This window comes from Acinetobacter sp. AND/436 (assembly GCF_049546925.1).
GTDB classification, from domain to species: Bacteria; Pseudomonadota; Gammaproteobacteria; order Pseudomonadales; family Moraxellaceae; genus Acinetobacter; species Acinetobacter indicus.
Genome location: NZ_JBMXBO010000003.1, coordinates 15,038 through 34,014, shown reverse-complemented (window position 1 = coordinate 34,014; position 18,977 = coordinate 15,038). Strand labels below are relative to the sequence as shown.

The window sequence follows — 18,977 nt, the reverse complement described above, 5'->3', positions numbered from 1 at the left end:
TAAGAAAATACCACGATCAATGAGATAAATACAGAAGTTGATTGAGCTTGAATCTAAATATTAGTTGCTTTATCACCACCTTAAATTAAGCATCCACATAGACATCAATTCAGATATAAATAAAAAGCGGGGTTGGATAAAAATAGATTTTAATTTTTAAAAGAGATCGGGCTGATCTTTTTTAAAGGATGTGGGAAATCATCTTGTGATGAAATTGTGCTGATCCCATTTTGTATCAGAATGGATCTCCCAGAAATTAAAAAGCTCCCCGAAGGGAGCTTGTTTCATCAAGAAAAGAACCAGGTGTAATAGCCCCAGATCATTAATGGCCAGGCCACAAATGGACTAAACAGCCATTTCCACAGCCAGAAACGTGGGACAAAACCAACACCATGGATAAATCCGCCGGAAATGCCAATCATGATATACATCATGGCACTGTGGCTGTAATTGCCATCGGCATCCAACATGGCAGCTGGATGAAGTAATAACACGGCTGCCAATGGAAAGGCCAATAAGCAAGAAATGACCATCGCAAGTTTATTCGGTTTTTTTTCGATTACTGGAGTTTCCATTACAACCTCTGTCATGACTTATTCCTCATCCAGGTCTTGATGATGCTCGATATAGAGCGCACTCAGTACACCTGCAAAACAGGCCATCAAAATACCGAGAATCCAAGCAAAATACCACATAATCTTTACTCCTTTAGCGCATAGCCTTAGTACAGGCTATGCGAATTCTCTTTGATGTGTTTGTTGGTAATCACGCCCCACATCTTGTAGTAACACCAAGTGGTGTACAGCAAAATGATTGGCACAAAAATACAGGCTGCAACAGTCATTACCGTTAAGGTATTTTGACTAGATACCGCATCCCACATGGTCAAGCTAGATACAGGATCTATGCTCGATGGCATCAGGAATGGGAACAGGGCAAAACCTGCAGTCAGAATCGCACCTGTTACTGCCAGTGCAGAACCAGTGAAGCTTAAACCTGCTTTACCTTTAGAGGCTGCCAGAATCACAATGATACCGCCTAGAATACCCATAATTGGCGCAATCATGGTGATCGGGTAAGCCGAGTAGTTGTTCATCCAGCCCGGGTTGGCATTGGTCATCACTTCTTTGGCTAACGGGTTTGCAACGCTACCGGTGTCATATGGTGTAACCAGGGTATAACCTTGGATGCCACCAAAGTATAACCATGCACCTGCTAGCAGGAAGCAGACCAGGAACACGATACCGCTGATTTTGGTGGCTTTGGCAGAACGCTCGCGTAAAGCACCATCGGTACGTAACATTAACCATGCACCACCATGCGCACACAGCATGGCCAGACTCACGATACCGCAGACCAAAGCAAACGGGTTAAGCAGGGCAAAGAAGGTGCCGGTGTAGTTGGATCGTACAGTCTCATCCAGTTCAAAAGGTACACCTAAGAACATGTTACCGAACGCTACGCCAAATACCAGCGCAGGTACTGCACCACCGATACATAGACCCCAGTCCCAGGCAGTACGCCATTTAGTGTTTTCAAGCTTGGAGCGGTAGTCAAAGCCGACCGGACGCAGGAATAGCGCAAACAGGACTAAAAGCAGCGCCCAGTACATGCCCGAGAAGGCAGTTGCATACACCATTGGCCATGCAGCAAATAGTGCACCACCAGCAGTAATGAACCAGACCTGGTTACCGTCCCAGTGTGGGGCAATCGTGTTGATTGCCGCACGACGTTCTTCATCATTTTTTCCAACGAATGGCATGATCGCCATAGAGCCCATATCGAAACCATCGGTGAGGGCGAAACCGATGAGCAGTACGCCCACCAGTACCCACCAGATGATTTTGAGTAATTCATATTCGATCATGCTTGAGTCTCCTCAGATGCTTTTTTGGCAGCTTCCAATTTTTCGAAATGGTATTTGCCGGTATGTAACGAGCTTGGACCAAGACGAGAGAATTTAATCATCAGGTACATTTCAATGATCAGCAGTACGGTATAGAACGATGCTAATGCAATGATTGAACCCCATACATCGCCAGTACTTAAGCTAGATGCAGAGAGATATGTTGGTAGAACTTCACCAATAGTCCAAGGTTGACGACCTACTTCAGCCACATACCAGCCAGTTTGCGCAGCAATCCATGGCAATGGTAGGGCAATCAGGGCGAATTTTAATAACCAAGGTTTGTTTTCTGCATTACGTTTTGCTACAGCCAGTGTTGCCAGAACGAACAGGAGTAGCATTAAGAAGCCAGAAGCCACCATGGCACGGAAGGCCCAGAACAAGCTTGGAACGTGTGGAATAGTGTCTGCTGCAGCAAGTTTGATTTGCTCATCAGTCGCATCTACCACGTTAGGTGTATATTTTTTCAGTAACAGGCCATAACCTAGGTCTTTTTGAGATTCATCAAATGCCGCTTTGAGTTCTGGTGAGCTGTCACCTGCACGCAGTTGTTCAAGTTGCTGATAAGCCACCATACCGTTACGGATACGCACTTCATGCTGGGCAATCAGGTCTTTGATCCCGGTCACTTCTTCAGTGGTTGAACGTGTGGCAATCAAACCCATCACATACGGAATTTTAATCGCATAATCGGTGGTCTGGGTTTCCTGATTTGGAATACCAAACAGAGTAAATGCAGCCGGTGCCGGGTGAGTTTCCCATTCCGCTTCAATTGCAGCCAGTTTGGTTTTTTGGACATCGCCCAGTTCATAACCAGATTCATCACCCAGTAAGATTACAGACAGGGTAGATGCCAGACCGAAGATAGCCGCAATCGCGAATGAACGACGCGCAAATGGCAAGTCACGTTTTTTCAGCAGGTAGTAGCTCGAAATCGCCAGAACGAAAATCGCACCTGTAACATAACCGGCAGAAACGGTATGGACGAATTTAACCTGTGCCACCGGGTTGAAAATTAGCGCACCGAAATCAATCATTTCCATACGCATGGTTTCATAGTTAAACGCAGAACCGACCGGGTTTTGCATCCAGCCGTTAGCCACCAGAATCCACAGCGCCGACATGTTTGAGCCCAAGGCCACCAGCCAGGTTACACACAAGTGTTGTACCTTGGACAGACGATCCCAGCCGAAGAAGAACAGACCAATAAAGGTCGATTCAAGGAAGAAAGCCATCAAGCCTTCAATGGCCAGCGGAGCACCAAAAATATCACCCACGTAGTGCGAGTAATACGCCCAGTTTGTACCGAACTGGAACTCCATGGTCAGGCCGGTAGTTACCCCTAAAGCAAAGTTAATACCGAACAGTTTTCCCCAGAATTTGGTCATGTCCTTATAAATTTCTTTGCCGGAAATCACATAGGTGGTTTCCATAATGGCCAGAATAAAAGCAAGACCAAGTGTCAGTGGAACAAAAATAAAATGATACATCGCGGTCATTGCGAACTGGAACCGCGAGAGATCGACCACGCTTTCAGAAATCATCAACGTGTCTCCTTGATTTGGGAAGGATTGCTGGCAATACGCTCAGCAACTTGAGAGTCAAAATTTTCAGGAATGGTAGGGGCATCGAACCAGATATTTTTAATCGCCATTAAAATAACAACCTTAATTATTAAAATGGCTGCTATTTCTCGGGTTACGCGACGGTTCAAATCTTTCGGGACTAAGCTCATAGAAACAAGCCTGTTTTTTAAACTGTGTCTTATATTATTAAACAAAATAATACAAAAAATAAATAGTCTGCACAGTTAAAATGAAAATATATTGTTTATATTATAAAATACAATAACTTATAAAAAAGTTTTTTTAATTTTTAATCAAAAGTATTTCAGTTAAAAACCTGACTAAAATGCTTGTATTTATAATAATGATTATTCTGACTAAAATAGTTATATTTAAAAATTTTGACGATTGTATTAAAAATTCCAGCTTTTAATTTTTAACTTTTATTCAATAGTTGGGTGTTAAAAATGGCTGTAAGGCTTGAGGTGTAAGCATTTGCACAGAAAACAGTCAAGCACCAAAATGAAGCAATTTGTAGCAAATATGCACAATGAAGTACGATAAAAGTGCAGTAAGCAGTGACACGGAAAATTTTTTAGTCTTTAACGTGGAGGGCAGAGTGAACAACTACAACGAACAACCACAGCGATGGTCATAATGTGCAGAACAGCTGATCTTGAGGCCAAGAGAAAGTGAATCGAGCAGCTTAAACGGAAAGAACGAACGTACACGGCAAGGAAGAAGGGAAAGCTGCGAGATACATGGCGTTGTAGCTTTACCTTGGACAAAGTAAGGATGTGTATCTGACTCGTGGCTGAAAGATGAGCGAGCTTAAATCAGCTGCTAGTTTCACCATAGAACAGATTGTTCGAAGCGGAAATTTTCTTGGCAATGTAATAGGATTTTTTTTGCCGGATTAAAATGACTTGTGCCTGAAATTCCAATTCACCAAATTCCGGTTCGACCTGCACGTAATGCAGCTGGCCGTATTCATCCCGAACCCGGGCCTGAGCCGAAAAACCGGGACGGGCATTGCCACTGGAAATGGTGGCCAGTCGGCCCAGCAAATTGACATGCTGAATGGTTTTTTGCGGTTTAATCACCTGATCCAGACAGTGAATCATAAACACGGTAAAAAACAGGGCAATGATAAGCGCCGGTAAAATCAGATAGTACGATGGAACAAAACTTTGCTGCTGCGAATAGAGCGCAAACTGCAGGAAATAGCCTGCAACACTAAAATTCAGGAGCAGAAACACGAAAATTAGCAGTTTGGAGAATTTGACATTGAGTAAGGGAGAGTCTAGCAGCCGCTGCGGAAACAGTTGCTTGAATATCGCGCTGGGCTTGAGATTAAAATAATGCCCCACAATTTCCGCCAGGCTGAGCAAGACAAGTGCAATCAGACTTAAATGAAAAGGAATTAAGTCGATGTCTAATACAAACTCAAGCATGGCGTAACCTGCAGATGGGGGCTTAAAATTATTCTGTTAAGTAAATTCCGCCATCAGAATGCACGGTAATCTCTACTTTTTCAAGTGCTTGACCTTGGCATGGGCCAGAAATACATTCCCCGGTTTCCACTACAAACAGCGCACCATGAGTCGAACATTCAATAAATTCCTGATCCCGGTCTAAAAACTGGTTTTCCAGAAATTCAAGCTCGACCTGCAAATGCGGGCACAGGTTCTGATAGGCATAGAACATGCCATCACGTTGGGTAATAAAAATGGTATCGCCATCTGGAAGCTCGAACGAGCGTGCTTCACGTTCAGGGATATCTTCGGTCATGCAGATTTTATGCATTAGGCACATTCCTTGTTATAGCTCTGAAGAAGGGTTGCGTACTGTTCAACCTCTAGACGTGGACCAAATTGTGACACCACTTCACTGGAAATTAAAATGGCCAGCTCGGCAGCGGCTTTAAAGCCAAGGTTGGCATTTAAGGCATACAGGAACGCACCGGCAAAAGCATCACCCGCACCATTGGCATCAATGGCATGCACCTGACGGCCTGCAACGCTAAAGGTATGTTGACCATCAAAAATCATTGCGCCTTGTGCGCTCATTGTAATGACAACGTATTTGCTTTTTTCCTTCAGCTGTTCCAAAGCGGCTTCTGCCGTTTCGGTGCCGGTATACATCATGGCTTCCTGCTGGTTACAGAACAGCAGGTCCACGCCATCATCGAGCAACTCATCTAAACCTTGACGCGCATATTGCACCATCGCCGGGTCAGATAAGGTTAAGGCAATTTGGGTCTGGTGAGCTTTGGCAATTTCACGTGCCTGTTTTACCGCCTGACGGGCGCTGTCTGAAGTCGATAAATAACCTTCGATATACAGCCATTTCGCGGTTTTTAAGGGTTCAAAGTCAATTTGCGCATCGGTGAGTTCTGCGGTAATACCTAAATAGGTATGCATGGTACGTTCAGAATCCGGGCTGACTAATACCATACAGGTTCCGGTTACGCCTTCACTGACCGATTTTGCGGTGGTGCGAATGCCCGCATCATTCAGGCCGTTCAGGTAAATTTCACCCAAGTTATCATTGCCCACGCGGCAGGCATAAAAGGCAGAACCGCCCAATGCGCTAAAGGCAACTGTTGTATTTGCAGCCGAACCGCCTGAAGCTTGACCTTTATAGCTTTGCGTTTGCTGTAAGTTGTTGTATAAATTTGCTTGGGTTTCGCCATCGGTCAGCTGCATGGTGCCTTTTTGCAAATTTTGTTGAGTAAGGAAGTCATCAGAGACTTGAAATTCCTGGTCAATGAGTGCATTACCAATTGCAAAGAGGTCAACAGTTGCCATGTCGTTCAATCACATCAAAAAATAAATGCTAAGTTTACACCAATGCTCAGGATTGCTGTAGATTTGTGAATAAAATTCATTTTTTAGACGGTTTTATTCATTGAGGAAAGTTAGTAAAGCAGATCAGGATAGTGAAATGAATATCGAGATAAAAGAAGCGCAAGGATTACCAGAGCAAATTGTAGAGCTTGAAAAACAGGCATCAAAAGAGGGTTTTGCTTTTGTACAGCGTTTAATTGATGAGTATCAGAGTGCCAAGAATCGTTTCGATCAGCCTGGGGAGTTTTTACTTTTTGCTTATGATCAGGACAAGCTGATCGCCTGTGGCGGCCTGAACCAGCAGTGGAATGATCAGGAAGTGGAACAGGGAATTGGCCGGGTGCGCCGTTTCTATGTATTGCCTGAATATCGTAAACACGGCGTAGGCAAGCTGTTATTGCAATACTTAGAGAAAAAGGCACGTCCTCATTTTTCGGCCTTGTGTCTGGATACCGAAACCAAATCTGCGGCGCATTTTTACCAGAAGCAGAATTATGTCTATGTCGAAAACCATCCCAATTATAATTATTTTAAATATCTGGTTTAAACGGCAGCATGAGCTTCGGACTGGGGTTTGAAAATTGCCTGGTTTGCAAATTTCTATAATTTTAGTCGGGATTTAAGCGTGAATTATATCAAGAACTAAAGCTATAATGGCTTTAGTTTTTTTATTTTGATGATTAGGAGATCGCATGACTGTAGATGTCACTGAAACCATTTCTCAAACCGTTCATCCTGCGTTTCAGTTGGTACGTCAACACCATGTTGAAGCCTTAGACATTTTAGTGTCTGAATATAAGCATCGGGTTACCGGTGCGGTGCATTATCATTTGGCCACCAATCATGATGAAAATGTATTTCTGGTGGCATTTCGTACCCAGCCCATGGATTCCAAGGGCGAAGCGCATATTCTGGAACATACTGCACTGTGTGGCTCTGAAAAATTCCCGGTACGCGACCCGTTTTTCCTGATGATTCGCCGTTCATTAAACACCTTTATGAACGCCTTTACCGCAGCCGACTGGACGGCCTATCCATTTGCCACCCAAAACCAGAAAGATTTCCAGAACCTGCTGGAGGTGTATCTGGATGCAGCCTTTGCAGCCAACCTGAATCCACTGGATTTTGCCCAGGAAGGGATTCGTATCGAGCTGGAAAATGGTGAGCCTGTATATAAAGGCGTGGTCTTTAATGAAATGAAAGGCGCGATGAGTTCGCCTTCAGATCAGCTGTATCACCAGTTGGCACATCATTTGTTCCCGGAAACCACCTACCATTACAATTCCGGTGGTGACCCGAAAGATATTCCAGACTTAACTTACCAAGAGTTAGTGGATTTCTATAAATCCCATTATCACCCAAGTAATGCGGTATTTATGACTTTTGGTAATCAGTCAGCGTATGACTTGCAAGAACAGTTCCAGAGCTTGGCTTTAGCCAAGTTTGAACAGGGCGAAACCCTGTATTCAAAACCTGAGCGCCGTTTGGCTGCGCCAGTGACCGTAACTGAAAGCTATGCGGTCGATGCTGAAGATTTAAAAGACAAAACTTACCATGTTCTAAGCTGGTTATTGCCAGAAGCCAGTGATATTAAACTGCGTTTGGGCATGCGTCTGGTCGAAGGTGTGTTACTGGAAAACTCGGCTTCACCACTGCGTCATTATTTAGAAACCTGTGGTTATGCGCAATCAACCGGGCCATTTATGGGCGTGGATGATTCCAACTTTGAAATGACTTTCTTCTGTGCCATTCAAGGTTCTAATCCTGAGCATGCAGCAACCTTTAAAGAGGGCGTCTTCAAGGTACTGCAAGAAGTGGCGTCTAAACCGGTCGACAGCGATACCGTCAATGCCATTTTACACCAGATCGAGCTGCATCAGCGTGAAATTAACGGCGATGGTATGCCATACGGTTTAAGCCTGATTCTAAACGGCTTGAGCAGCGCGATTCACCATAGTGATCCGGTGCATGTCTGGGATGTTGACAGTGCCATTGAACAGGTTAAAGAAGAACTGAAAGATCCAATGTGGCTGTCTCAGTTGATTCAGCAGCACTTGATTGATAATCCGCATCGCGTCCAAATAACCCTGGTCCCAGATGCCAGCAAATCAGCCAAAGATGCCGAAGCTGAAAAAGCCCGTCTGGCTGAAATTGGTGCGCAGCTGACCGAAGCACAAAAAGCAGAAATTATCGCCCAGACCGAAGCGCTAAAAGTGCGTCAGGATACCCCGGATGATTTAAACCTGCTGCCAAAAGTCGGCCTCGAAGATGTGCCGGCAGAATTGCAAATTGTACAGGGGCAGCTACGTGAGATTATCTGCAACCGCATTGATACACCATTAAACCTGTATCATGCCGGTACCAACGGTATTTATTACCAGCAGGTCTTGGTGCGTATTCCCGATGAGATCGTGAAATCGCCTTATTTTAATCTGCTGTCGATTTTAATGGGTGAAGTCGGTGCCGGTGAATATGATTATCTGGAACTGCAACAGCTGCAAACTGCAGTGAGTGGCGGTCTGGGTATGGGGGCATCCTTACGCTCTAAGGTCGATGACAAAAACCGGATTAGTGCCTGGCTGACCTTAACCACCAAATCACTGGTGAATAATTTTGATGCCATCCGCCTGCTAAAAATTGCCTTTGAGCAACTGCGTTTTGATGAAAAAGACCGGATTATCGAGCTATTACAGCAACGTAAAACGCGCTGGCAGTCCCGGGTATCGGGTGCAGGACATAGCTATGCCATGCAGGCCGCTTCACGTAACCACAGTGCTTTAGCGCTGCGTGACTATCACAATACTGGTCTGGGTGCATTGAACTGGTTAAGCGAGCTGGTCAGCAAAATTGAACAGGATGATGCTGCTTTTGATGCGCTGATGGATGAGCTTAAGCTGATTCACAGTATGTTGCTGCAAGCGCCAAAACAGTTCCTGCTGGTCTGTGAAGAGCCACAATCAGACCGTTTGATTGAAGAAATCCAGACCGTGTGGGACAAGCTGGCAATTGAACCGCACGAGGCAGCTTTAACTCAAGTGCCTGTTGAAAATAACAATGCAGATGAAGCCTGGCTGATTCAGGCCAATGTACAGTTCTGTGCGGCAGCGTATCCTGCGGTGGAAGTATCGCATCCAGATGCAGCACCATTGATGGTCTTGGCGGCGTATTTACGCAATGGCTTCCTGCACAGTGCCATCCGTGAAAAAGGCGGCGCCTATGGTGGCGGTGCCAGCTATGATGGTAATGCCTGCTCGTTCCGTTTCTATAGCTACCGTGATCCGCGTCTGGCTGAAACCTTTAAGGATTTTGAGGCCAGTGTGGACTGGTTGCTGAATGCCGAGCAGTTACCGCATCAGCTGGAAGAAGCTATTTTGGGGCTGATTGCCAGTATGGATAAACCAGGCTCTCCAGCCGGTGAAGCAATTACCGCATGTTATGCCTTATTGCATGCGCGCACCCCGGCCTTTAGAACCAAACTGCGTGAGCGTTTACTGGCGGTTACTTTAGATGATCTGAAACGTGTGGCCGACGTTTATTTGCGTCAGCAAACCCCGGTGAAATCGGTGGTAGCACCGGTGGCGAAACGTGAAGCGCTGCAGGAGCTGGGTTTCCAGATCAAACAAGTCAATTAAAAAAACAATAGAGGAAGTTCTATGGCGTTCAATCCTGTTGAGCGCACAAGCTGGTCGCTGAGTGTTACTGCACTCAGCGCTTTGTTTGTGACACATGTACAGGCGCTGGAAGCAACGGTGGTCACCATTCCACCGACACCGGAAGCCTGTGTGGCGCTGGAGTCCAATGCCGAGCGTTTAGCCTGTTATGATGCTTTATTCAAGCTGCCGGAAGCGGAAAAGGCAGATCTGGTTTCCGAGCGTCAGGCAGCGCAGCAATTGGCCCCTCCACCAGAAACCGTTAAAGAAAAAATTGTGGCCGGGGTGAACAACCTGTTTTCACTGGAAGGTTCACATATTGATCCGAACGTGTCATTGCTGGATAAACGCTGGGAACTGGCACCCGAAAGCAAGCTGGGCACCTGGAATATCCGGGCTTATCAACCGGTGTATCTGATGCCGGGCTTCTGGACCTCCGATAAAAACGAACGTCCATCCAGTCCGAATGAAAACAATACCGTTACTGAAGCGCAGCAGCAGAATCTGACATCAACCGAAGCCAAATTCCAGTTGTCACTAAAAACCAAAGCGGTTGAAAACCTGCTGGGCGATAATGGCGATCTCTGGCTCGGCTATACCCAGTCCTCACGCTGGCAGGTTTATAATGGTGAAGAATCACGCCCATTTCGTGAAACCAATTATGAACCTGAAGCCAGTTTAATGTTCAGAACCAATTATGAGATTCTGGGCTTGAATGGGCGCTTGTTAGGCCTGACCTTGAACCATCAGTCCAATGGCCGTTCCGATCCGCTGTCACGGAGCTGGAACCGGGTCATTTTGAATCTGGGCTTTGAAAAGAATAATTTTGCGCTGATGCTGCGTCCGTGGTATCGCATTGAAGAAGACCGCAGTGATGACAACAACCCGGATATTAAAAACTATATTGGCCGTGGCGATATGCTGGCATTCTACCGCTGGAAAGATCATGATTTCTCGCTGATGTTACGGCATAGCCTAAAAGGCGGTGATGATGCGCATGGCGCCGCCCAGTTTGACTGGGTATTCCCGATTAGCGGCAAATTAAGAGGGCATTTCCAGCTGTTTGATGGCTATGGAGAAAGCCTGATTGATTATAACCACCGCGCGACCTATGTCGGGCTAGGTGTATCGTTAATGAACTGGTTCTAAATTCATGCACCCGCAAAAAGCCACTGTAGACAGTGGCTTTTTTAATTTCAGTTGATAACGGAACTCGCGCATCAACCAATCTGAATATCGGTGGTGGGATGTTGCAGGCGGCTGCGTTTAGGCGTGGCAATTAAATAGGCTAAGGTCAGTGGGCCTAAACGGCCGGCAAACATCAGCAGCATTAAGGCCACCAGACTTAAGGGTTGTAATTCCCCGGTAATCCCGCGAGATAAACCTACGGTACAGGCCGCAGAAACCGCCTCAAACAACAAGTCCATAAACTCATGTTCAGGTTCCAGCAGCAACAGGCTGAAAATCCCGGCAAAGACTAAAAATGCAGTAATCGACACCACAGCCAAGGCTTTAAAGGTGGTTTTTTCTGGCACTGAATAATGAAACACCCGCACTTCATCGGCGCGTCTTAAAAAGCTGATCACGCTTAACACCACAATAATAAAGGTGCCGACTTTAATGCCACCGGCGGTACTTAAAGAGCCTCCGCCAATAAACATTAGGAACATGGTCAGTAAATTGGAAGCATCACTCATGCTGGCAATATCCAGACTGTTAAAGCCGGAAGAACGGGGTACGGTAGCATGGAACCAGGCATTCCAGGCCTGATCGGTCAGGCTCATGGCGGCCAGCGTCGCAGGGTTACTGGCTTCGAGTAACCAGATGGTGATAAAGGCAAACAGGTTTAAACCCAGAATGGTGGAGAGGATCAGCTTGCTGTTGGCGCTGAGTTTATGCCAGTGCCGGGTTTTTTTAATGTCCATTAGCACCACAAAGCCCACACCGCCAATAATGTAAAGCATGCTGATGGTAAAGGTAATCAGGTACTGGTCGGCAAAGCTCATTAAACTGTTGGGAAATAATGAAAATCCGCCATTATTGAAAGCCGAGACACTGTAAAAGGCGGCATAGAAAAAGGCTTCCAGAAAATCATAATCCTGCAGCCAGGCCAAGGTCAGAATAAAGGTGCCGATGCCTTCAAAAAACAGTGAATAGAGTAATACGCCTTTAATGGTAAAGCCCACCGTCGCCAGATTGGTCTGACCAATGGTTTCCTGGGCCATCATCTGCTGTTTTAAGCCAATTTTCGGTGACAGGCTCATGGCGGCCAGAATTGCGAAAGTCATAAAGCCCAGCCCGCCACATTGCAGCAACAGCATAATCACAATCTGGCCAAATACGGTATAGGCCTCGCCGACATTGACCACCGACAAGCCGGTAATGGTCACCGCAGAGGTGGCAGTAAATAAAGCCTGTAACCAGCTCAGGTCCCCCTGATGGGCAAAGGGCAGTTTAAGTAGCAAGGTCCCAATCACAATAAAGCTTAAAAATCCCAGCGCGAGCAGACTCGGCGGGCTTAAATTGACCGTGGTTGCTGTGCTGGGCTTCGCCGTATTTTTATAGGCAGTCTTATTCTTCGTCATGTGGTTCATGGCTATTTAAAATGCTTGGATAAGCGTTTCAGCTGTTCAACCTGGCCTTCAAGCACCAGAATATCGCCTTGCTGCATAATTAACTGCGGATCGAGGCTGAACTGAATCTCGCTGCCGCGTTTATGCAGCAGGGTTTTCACTTCTGGCGCATGACCGATAAACTCATGATAGCGCGTACCGTTTAAGGCTTCAGTGACTTCCACTTTGACAATAAAGTGGTCATCTTCCAGCGCCATATAGCGGCTGACCATCGGATAACTCAGTGACTGGGCAATGCGGACACCCATATCTTCTTCCGGATGAATAATTTTGCTGACCTGCAGATGGGTCAGAATCATGTGGTGGGCTTTGGACTTGGCTTTGACATAAATTTTTTCCAGCCCCATATTTTTCAGATGCAGCACACATAAAATACTGGCTTCAATATCTTCACCAATGGCCACCACCACCGCATCACAGTTCTGAATATTCAGCTCCTGTAGCACGTGTTCGTCGGTAGCATCGGCAATCACGGCGTGGGTAATTTCCTCGGCAATATTTTCCACATATTTTTTATTAATATCGATGCCAATCACATCATGTTTCAGGCTGACCAGTTGCGTGGCAACGGTGGCACCAAAACTGCCTAAGCCAATGACTGCAAATTGCGCCATAGTGTGTTCCTAATTACATTTTTATGGTTAGCGTGAATATAAATTTATTTTAAAGATCAGGTGGATATTTACATCATTTTTCTTAGGGTGTTTGTGTAAACCAATAAAAAACCGCCAGCAAATGGCGGTTTTTTAAACTGGATTTTATTTCAGGAAGCGCTGATAACCTAAGTTATTGCTAATTTCCGCATATGGATAGCTAATGCTTTCCAGGGTTTCAATCAGCCCGTCCGGGTTCTGTTTGGCATCGCTGGCTTCCAGACCCACCAGCACACGGCCTTCGGCGGCGCCGTGGTTACGGTAATGGAACAGGGTGATGTTATGGGTCGGGCCTAAACGCTCCAGGAAGGTCAGCAGGGCGCCTGGACGCTCCGGAAATTCCACCCGGAACAGACGTTCATTTTCAATATCGGCATGACCGCCAATTAAATAGCGGATGTGCAGTTTGGCCACTTCATCATCGGACAGATCATCAACATCATATTGCACTTTCAAGGCCTCAAAGATGTCATGACGTTCTTTTTCACCGCCTTTTAAGCTAATGCCGACAAAGACCTGTGCGGCCGATGCATCACTGGCACGATAGTTAAACTCGGTAATATTACGGCCTTGCAGGGCGCGGCAGAAGTTCAGGAAAGAGCCTTTCTGTTCTGGAATAGTCACCGCAAAAATCGCTTCTTTGCGCTCACCGAGTTCAGTGCGCTCGGCGATATAACGCAGGCGGTCAAAGTTCATGTTTGCGCCGCAAACAATTGACACGATATTTTTGCCAATCAGCTCATGCTGCTCGACATATTTTTTGATGCCGGCCAGCGCCATAGCACCTGATGGTTCTACAATACTGCGGTTTTCATCAAAAGTATCTTTAATTGCAGCGCAGATTTCATCGGTATTCACCAGCACCACATCCGGTTCGACAATCGGGCCAGAGTTGTCTGATTTTTGCAGACGAATCACATCAAAGGGTTTTTCACCAATCTGTGCCACGGCGGTCCCATCGGCAAATAGACCGACCGAAGGCAGAACAATACGTTCACCAGCTTCTAAGGCTGCTTTCAGACAGGCCGATTCATCATATTCCACTGGAATGACTTTGACGTGCGGAGCGACATCACCCAAGTACGCTGCTACACCGGCAATCAGGCCACCGCCACCTACGGCAACAAAGACATAATCGACATCGCGCCATTGACGTAAAATTTCATTGGCGATGGTGCCTTGGCCGGCCATGACCAGTTCATCATCATAAGGTGGAATGAAGGTCATGCCATCATCCTGGGCACGCTGAATGGCATATTTGTTGGCCACATCAAACGAATCGCCGTGTAGTACTACTTCGCCACCTAAACGTTTTACCGCCTGTACTTTAATATCTGGCGTGGTTTTAGGCATCACGATAATGGCACGAATCCCCAGTTTTTTTCCTGAAAGAGCCACGCCTTGAGCATGGTTGCCGGCTGAAGCTGTGATCACGCCACGTTCTAACTGCGCTTTAGGTAGTTGGCTAATACGGTTATAGGCACCGCGTAGTTTGAAAGAAAAGACCGGTTGTAAATCTTCCCGCTTGAAGCGGATGTTGTTATTCAGTCGTTCACTAATTCGTGGCGCTGCTTCGAGTGGGGTTTCGATTGCAACATCGTAGACTGTTGCTTGTAAAATTTGTCGAACCAAACGAGACAGCATGTTAATCTTCCATCTAACAGTTTAAAATAGGGGTTTATTGTAACAAACCCCTGTACATTTGGGCTGTAAAATCAGCATCAAATGTCAAAAAATAGTTGAGCGAAGTCATGAGTCTGTATGCAACCCAAGATGAGAAGAAACAAGCTGCGGCAAAAGCAGCCTTAAAACATTTGCCTAAAGGCGGGATTCTGGGTGTGGGCACAGGCAGTACCGTCAATTTCCTCATCGATTTATTGCCAGAATTGCAACTGGAAGCGGCTGTGGCCAGTTCTGAAGCAACGGCAGAGCGCCTGAAAAAGCTGGGCATTGAGGTCGTGGATATGAACAGCGTGGGCGGTTTAGATGCCTATGTCGATGGTGCAGATGAAATTGACCGTCATATGCACATGATTAAAGGTGGTGGTGCGGCGTTAACCCGTGAAAAAATTGTCGCGTCGATTGCGAAAAAATTTGTTTGTATCGTCGATGATTCAAAATGGGTTGAACAGTTGGGCCGTGAATTCCCGCTACCGGTTGAAGTAATTCCAATGGCGCGTTCTGCTGTGGCACGCAAGTTGGTCGCACTTGGGGGTGATCCGGCGTACCGTGAAGGTGTGGTAACCGATAACGGCAATGTGATTTTAGATATTTATAACCTGAATATCTTAAATGCACTGGAACTGGAAAAAACCATCAATGATATTCCGGGTGTGGTGTGTAACGGTATTTTTGCTTTAAACAAAGCTGATATTGCTATTGTTGCAACCAATAATGGTATCGAAGAGCGTACTGCAATTTAAACTTAACAGCTTTAAGAGTTAATCTCCCCAAACCCCTCTTTAAAAAAGAGGGGCTTTTCTCCCTCCTTTATTAAAGGAGGGTCGGGGAGGACTCTCTAAAAAGAACAATAATGACATTATCCGACCTTCCTGAAATTCAAATCACCCGTAATGTTCGTGCGACGCGACTGCGTTTACGTGTCGATGGTCAGCAGATTAAAGTCACGGCGCCTGTTTTTTGTAGCAATCGTCAAATCCAGAAATTTATTGCCGATGCCGAAAGCTGGCTGTTAAAAACCTGGCAAGCGCAACAGGCCCAGTTGCAGCGGGTTGATCAGAGCCTGCCTGCTGAATTACAACTGTTTAATCTCAATACGCCTATTCAGATTAGTTATCAGAGCCAGAAACAGAATTTTATCTGGGATGAATCTGCTTTACAGCTGTGGATTAGTGATCGTCATTCTGAAGCTTATTTAAAAACTTTTATTATTGCCTATGCCAAGCAGCATTTGCCGCTGTATTTAGAACAGTTAAGTCTGGATACCGGGCTGAACTTTAACGGCTGCAATATCCGCCAGCCGAAAACCCGTTGGGGCAGTTGCTCGGCCCGCCACGATATTATGCTGAATAGTGCGCTGGTATTAATGCCAGAAGCGATTTGTCGTTATGTCTGTGTGCATGAGTTGGCGCATACCCGCCATTTTGATCATAGCCCGCGCTTTTGGGCAGAGGTGGCGCGGCATGATCCTGAGTTTCAGCAGCATCGACATTTTTTAAAACGCTTTCAGTTGCCGTATTGGTGGTTGGGGTGAGGGTGCCGGGTCATCCTTGTTGAACTCACCCATTCCTCGTTCATTTTCTTGAAAAATCAGTACTCTGATCGATCCAATAGATACATAAGACAAAAAACCATCAATACCGAGTAAAAAGGTTTAGAAAGCACAAACTTCCTGTCATACTACTGCTTTATTGAACATAGCACACTTGATTGAGGTATGAACGTGATTTCAGTAGGTATTGTCGGCGGTACAGGTTATACAGGCGTTGAACTTTTACGTCTTTTACTACGACATCCAGAGGTACAGGTCACTGTATTAACCTCACGTACTGAAGCTGGTCGCCGTGTCGATGATATGTTCCCAAGTCTGCGTGGTCATACCGATTTATGCTATTCAGATTTAAATATTGAAGATTTAAAACAGTGTGATGTGGTGTTCTTTGCCACGCCGCACGGTGTTGCCATGAAACACGCGGCCGATCTGGTTGCGGCCAATACCAAAGTCATTGATCTGGCGGCAGATTTCCGTTTACAGGATTTGGCCCAATTCGAAAAATGGTACGGCATGGAACATGCCTGCCCAGAGATTCTTAAAGATTCAGTCTATGGTTTATCTGAACTGAACCGTGAGCAGATTAAAACAGCACAGGTGATTGGCAACCCGGGCTGTTATCCAACTACCGTGCAATTAGGTTTGGCACCATTATTAAAATCTGCTGAAACCTTGATTAAACCTGAAAGTATTATTATTGATGCCAAATCGGGCGTATCCGGCGCCGGCCGTAAAGCCAGCCTGGGCATGATTTACTCTGAAAATGCCGATAACTTCAAGGCTTATGGGGTGGCAGGTCACCGTCATCATCCGGAAATTGTGGAAGCATTGGAAAATATTTCTGGTCAAAAAGATGTGTTTAACCACATTGTGTTTGTGCCGCATTTAGTGCCGATGATTCGTGGCATGCTCAGCACCATGTATATTGACCTGACCGATGCAGGGGATGCGACAGATGTACAGGCGCTATATGAACAGTTTTATGCGCAAGAGCAGTTTGTAGATGTAATGCCAGCAGGCAGCTCACCTGAAACTCGTTCAGTACGCGGCGCGAACCAGTTACGTATTGCGCTGTACAAGCCGCAACCGAAGAAACTGGTGGTGCTGGTGGCACAGGACAATCTGGTGAAAGGGGCAGCCGGTCAGGCGGTACAAAACATGAACCTGATGTTTGGCTTTGCAGAGCAGGCTGGCCTCGAGGTGATTGGTCTATTACCATAAGAAACGCTTTTCGACTTCACACACATTTAGATTTCGATTTAAATGTGTGGTTTGAATGCAATCAAAACAAGAGATGACGATGCAGAATACGGATACCAATACCACGTCACAACCGACGCCACCGAAAAAACCTTTTATGCAAAGCAATTTACCTCTCGTACTCGGTGCAGCTGTATTAATGTTAGGCAGCGGCTTTTTGGGCTATTCGGTGGGGCATCGTCAGGGTTTGACTGTGGTCGGTTATGATGCCGATGCAGAGCAGCTGGTTGAAGTCGTACAGGAACAGAAAGTTCGTCTGGAAAGCCTGAATAAAACCCTGAATGCAGCGGTTCAGGAGCGTGATGTAGCGGTCAGCAATGCCAATGACCTGTATGCGGCCCTGAATCAGGCACGTAATGATAAAATCCAGGCCGATGGCATGGGCAATTTATACCGTGAAGTGCTGCGTGATCGGGGTGGTTTAAGTCTGACCATCCAGAATATTGGGATTAAACCTTTACCCGATAATGCCTATGAATATCAGCTCGATCTGGTGCAGATCAGCCCGAATAAGCGCCGTGCTTCAGGCAATGTTGAACTGCGTCTGATTCAGGGCACCGAGGTGCTGGTGGTGCCCATGGAAGACAATAATTTCAATTTTGATAATTATGAGCGCCTGACCGGCCGCTGGACCATGCCAAAAGGCTTTAGTCCGCAATTTATTGAAGTGCGTTTAACTGGTAGTACCCCTGTGACCAAACGATTCAGCTGGGCACGTGGAAAAGCCACGGAAGCGCCTTCTGCCTTTATCTCTGAAATACCGCAAGCAGAAGCCACTGCGCAATAACTGTGAAATAAATCTCTTATGCGAAGTAACAAACGACCAATTTGTTTAAACGAAATCAAACAGTCTTTTCAGCAGTCTGGCATGGTGGACTGGCATTTTAATCCGCGTTTAAGTACGGATGAGCCGAATGAGCATGAGGACGGAGACATTGCCGTACAGACGGCACCGCCTGAATTAAAGCGTCCACCACTATACGCTGTCGTTTTATTGAACGATGACTATACCCCAATGGACTTTGTAATTGAAATTTTACAACAATACTTTGCAATGAATCTTGACCAAGCGACTCAAGTAATGCTAACTGTACATTACGAAGGAAAAGGTATTGCAGGGGTTTATCCGCGAGACATCGCAGAGACCAAAGCAAACCAAGTCAATAATTACGCTCGATCTCAAGGTCATCCATTACTTTGTCAGATTGAGCCTAAAAACTAAGGGGGTT

The 18,977-nt window shown here is 46.0% G+C and carries 19 protein-coding genes; 8 read left to right on the top strand and 11 right to left on the bottom strand.

Going from position 1 to position 18,977, the window contains the following annotated elements; all coding sequences use genetic code 11:
* Positions 1-287: 287 nt before the first annotated feature.
* The 8 genes from ACPEPR_RS03290 to ACPEPR_RS03255 form a co-directional block, all read right to left on the bottom strand.
* Positions 288-590 carry a cyd operon YbgE family protein gene (locus ACPEPR_RS03290; protein ID WP_005177656.1) on the bottom strand — a complete coding sequence of 101 codons (303 nt, stop codon included), beginning with the start codon at positions 588-590 and terminating at the stop codon, positions 288-290.
* Positions 591-593: 3 nt separating this feature from the next.
* Entirely contained in the window at positions 594-695 is a 102-nt protein-coding gene (cydX, locus tag ACPEPR_RS03285) for a cytochrome bd-I oxidase subunit CydX (protein ID WP_002120988.1), read from the bottom strand.
* 26 nt (positions 696-721) lie between these two features.
* A complete protein-coding gene (cydB, locus tag ACPEPR_RS03280; protein WP_423561920.1) occupies positions 722-1,867 on the bottom strand; it encodes a cytochrome d ubiquinol oxidase subunit II in 1,146 nt (381 codons plus the stop codon).
* Positions 1,864-3,450, bottom strand: a complete 1,587-nt coding sequence (locus ACPEPR_RS03275) for a cytochrome ubiquinol oxidase subunit I (RefSeq protein ID WP_127799519.1) — start codon at positions 3,448-3,450, stop codon at positions 1,864-1,866. Before ACPEPR_RS03275 ends, cydB begins: the two co-directional genes overlap by 4 nt.
* Entirely contained in the window at positions 3,450-3,641 is a 192-nt protein-coding gene (gene cydP / locus ACPEPR_RS03270; RefSeq protein ID WP_005177663.1) for a cytochrome oxidase putative small subunit CydP, read from the bottom strand. Before cydP ends, ACPEPR_RS03275 begins: the two co-directional genes overlap by 1 nt.
* A gap of 666 nt (positions 3,642-4,307) precedes the next feature.
* The gene (locus tag ACPEPR_RS03265; protein ID WP_016658183.1) at positions 4,308-4,925 is read right to left on the bottom strand and encodes an OB-fold-containig protein; all 618 of its coding nucleotides are present in this window, start codon (positions 4,923-4,925) and stop codon (positions 4,308-4,310) included.
* Positions 4,926-4,953: 28 nt separating this feature from the next.
* On the bottom strand, positions 4,954-5,262 hold the full coding sequence (locus ACPEPR_RS03260) for a Rieske (2Fe-2S) protein (RefSeq protein ID WP_171065079.1): 309 nt from the start codon (positions 5,260-5,262) through the stop codon (positions 4,954-4,956).
* 14 nt (positions 5,263-5,276) lie between these two features.
* Entirely contained in the window at positions 5,277-6,281 is a 1,005-nt protein-coding gene (locus ACPEPR_RS03255; protein ID WP_168398607.1) for an adenosine kinase, read from the bottom strand.
* A gap of 136 nt (positions 6,282-6,417) precedes the next feature.
* Here ACPEPR_RS03255 and ACPEPR_RS03250 point away from each other — a divergent pair, with 136 nt between their 5' ends.
* The 3 genes from ACPEPR_RS03250 (at position 6,418) to ACPEPR_RS03240 (ending at position 11,119) form a co-directional block, all read left to right on the top strand.
* Positions 6,418-6,867 carry a GNAT family N-acetyltransferase gene (locus tag ACPEPR_RS03250; RefSeq protein ID WP_005177673.1) on the top strand — a complete coding sequence of 150 codons (450 nt, stop codon included), beginning with the start codon at positions 6,418-6,420 and terminating at the stop codon, positions 6,865-6,867.
* Positions 6,868-7,012: 145 nt separating this feature from the next.
* Positions 7,013-9,952 (top strand): insulinase family protein, encoded by a 2,940-nt coding sequence (locus ACPEPR_RS03245; RefSeq protein WP_411684103.1) that lies wholly within the window; start codon positions 7,013-7,015, stop codon positions 9,950-9,952.
* Between the two features lie 21 nt (positions 9,953-9,973).
* Entirely contained in the window at positions 9,974-11,119 is a 1,146-nt protein-coding gene (locus ACPEPR_RS03240) for a phospholipase A (protein ID WP_005177679.1), read from the top strand.
* A 71-nt stretch (positions 11,120-11,190) separates the two neighbouring features.
* On the opposite strand, the gene ACPEPR_RS03235 is transcribed toward ACPEPR_RS03240, so the two are convergent.
* The 3 genes from ACPEPR_RS03235 to ilvA all read right to left on the bottom strand — a co-directional run bounded on the left by ACPEPR_RS03235 (position 11,191) and on the right by ilvA (position 14,900).
* Positions 11,191-12,555, bottom strand: coding sequence for a TrkH family potassium uptake protein (locus ACPEPR_RS03235; protein ID WP_423561919.1), 1,365 nt, complete (start codon positions 12,553-12,555; stop codon positions 11,191-11,193).
* 11 nt (positions 12,556-12,566) lie between these two features.
* Positions 12,567-13,217: a potassium channel family protein gene (locus ACPEPR_RS03230; RefSeq protein WP_005177682.1), complete on the bottom strand. Its 651-nt coding sequence runs from the start codon at positions 13,215-13,217 to the stop codon at positions 12,567-12,569.
* 144 nt (positions 13,218-13,361) lie between these two features.
* Entirely contained in the window at positions 13,362-14,900 is a 1,539-nt protein-coding gene (gene ilvA / locus ACPEPR_RS03225; RefSeq protein WP_005177685.1) for a threonine ammonia-lyase, biosynthetic, read from the bottom strand.
* A 107-nt stretch (positions 14,901-15,007) separates the two neighbouring features.
* On the opposite strand from ilvA, the gene rpiA reads away from it, so the two are divergent.
* From rpiA to clpS, 5 genes are all read left to right on the top strand, one after another.
* Positions 15,008-15,679: a ribose-5-phosphate isomerase RpiA gene (gene rpiA / locus ACPEPR_RS03220; RefSeq protein ID WP_168397627.1), complete on the top strand. Its 672-nt coding sequence runs from the start codon at positions 15,008-15,010 to the stop codon at positions 15,677-15,679.
* Between the two features lie 110 nt (positions 15,680-15,789).
* Positions 15,790-16,470, top strand: coding sequence for a M48 family metallopeptidase (locus ACPEPR_RS03215; protein WP_423561918.1), 681 nt, complete (start codon positions 15,790-15,792; stop codon positions 16,468-16,470).
* 183 nt (positions 16,471-16,653) lie between these two features.
* Positions 16,654-17,709 carry an N-acetyl-gamma-glutamyl-phosphate reductase gene (gene argC / locus ACPEPR_RS03210; protein ID WP_171261361.1) on the top strand — a complete coding sequence of 352 codons (1,056 nt, stop codon included), beginning with the start codon at positions 16,654-16,656 and terminating at the stop codon, positions 17,707-17,709.
* Positions 17,710-17,788: 79 nt separating this feature from the next.
* Complete coding sequence (locus ACPEPR_RS03205) at positions 17,789-18,535, top strand: DUF6776 family protein (protein ID WP_075167738.1); 747 nt, start codon at positions 17,789-17,791, stop codon at positions 18,533-18,535.
* A gap of 18 nt (positions 18,536-18,553) precedes the next feature.
* On the top strand, positions 18,554-18,970 hold the full coding sequence (clpS, locus tag ACPEPR_RS03200; protein WP_035363010.1) for an ATP-dependent Clp protease adapter ClpS: 417 nt from the start codon (positions 18,554-18,556) through the stop codon (positions 18,968-18,970).
* The last annotated feature ends 7 nt before the right edge of the window (positions 18,971-18,977 follow it).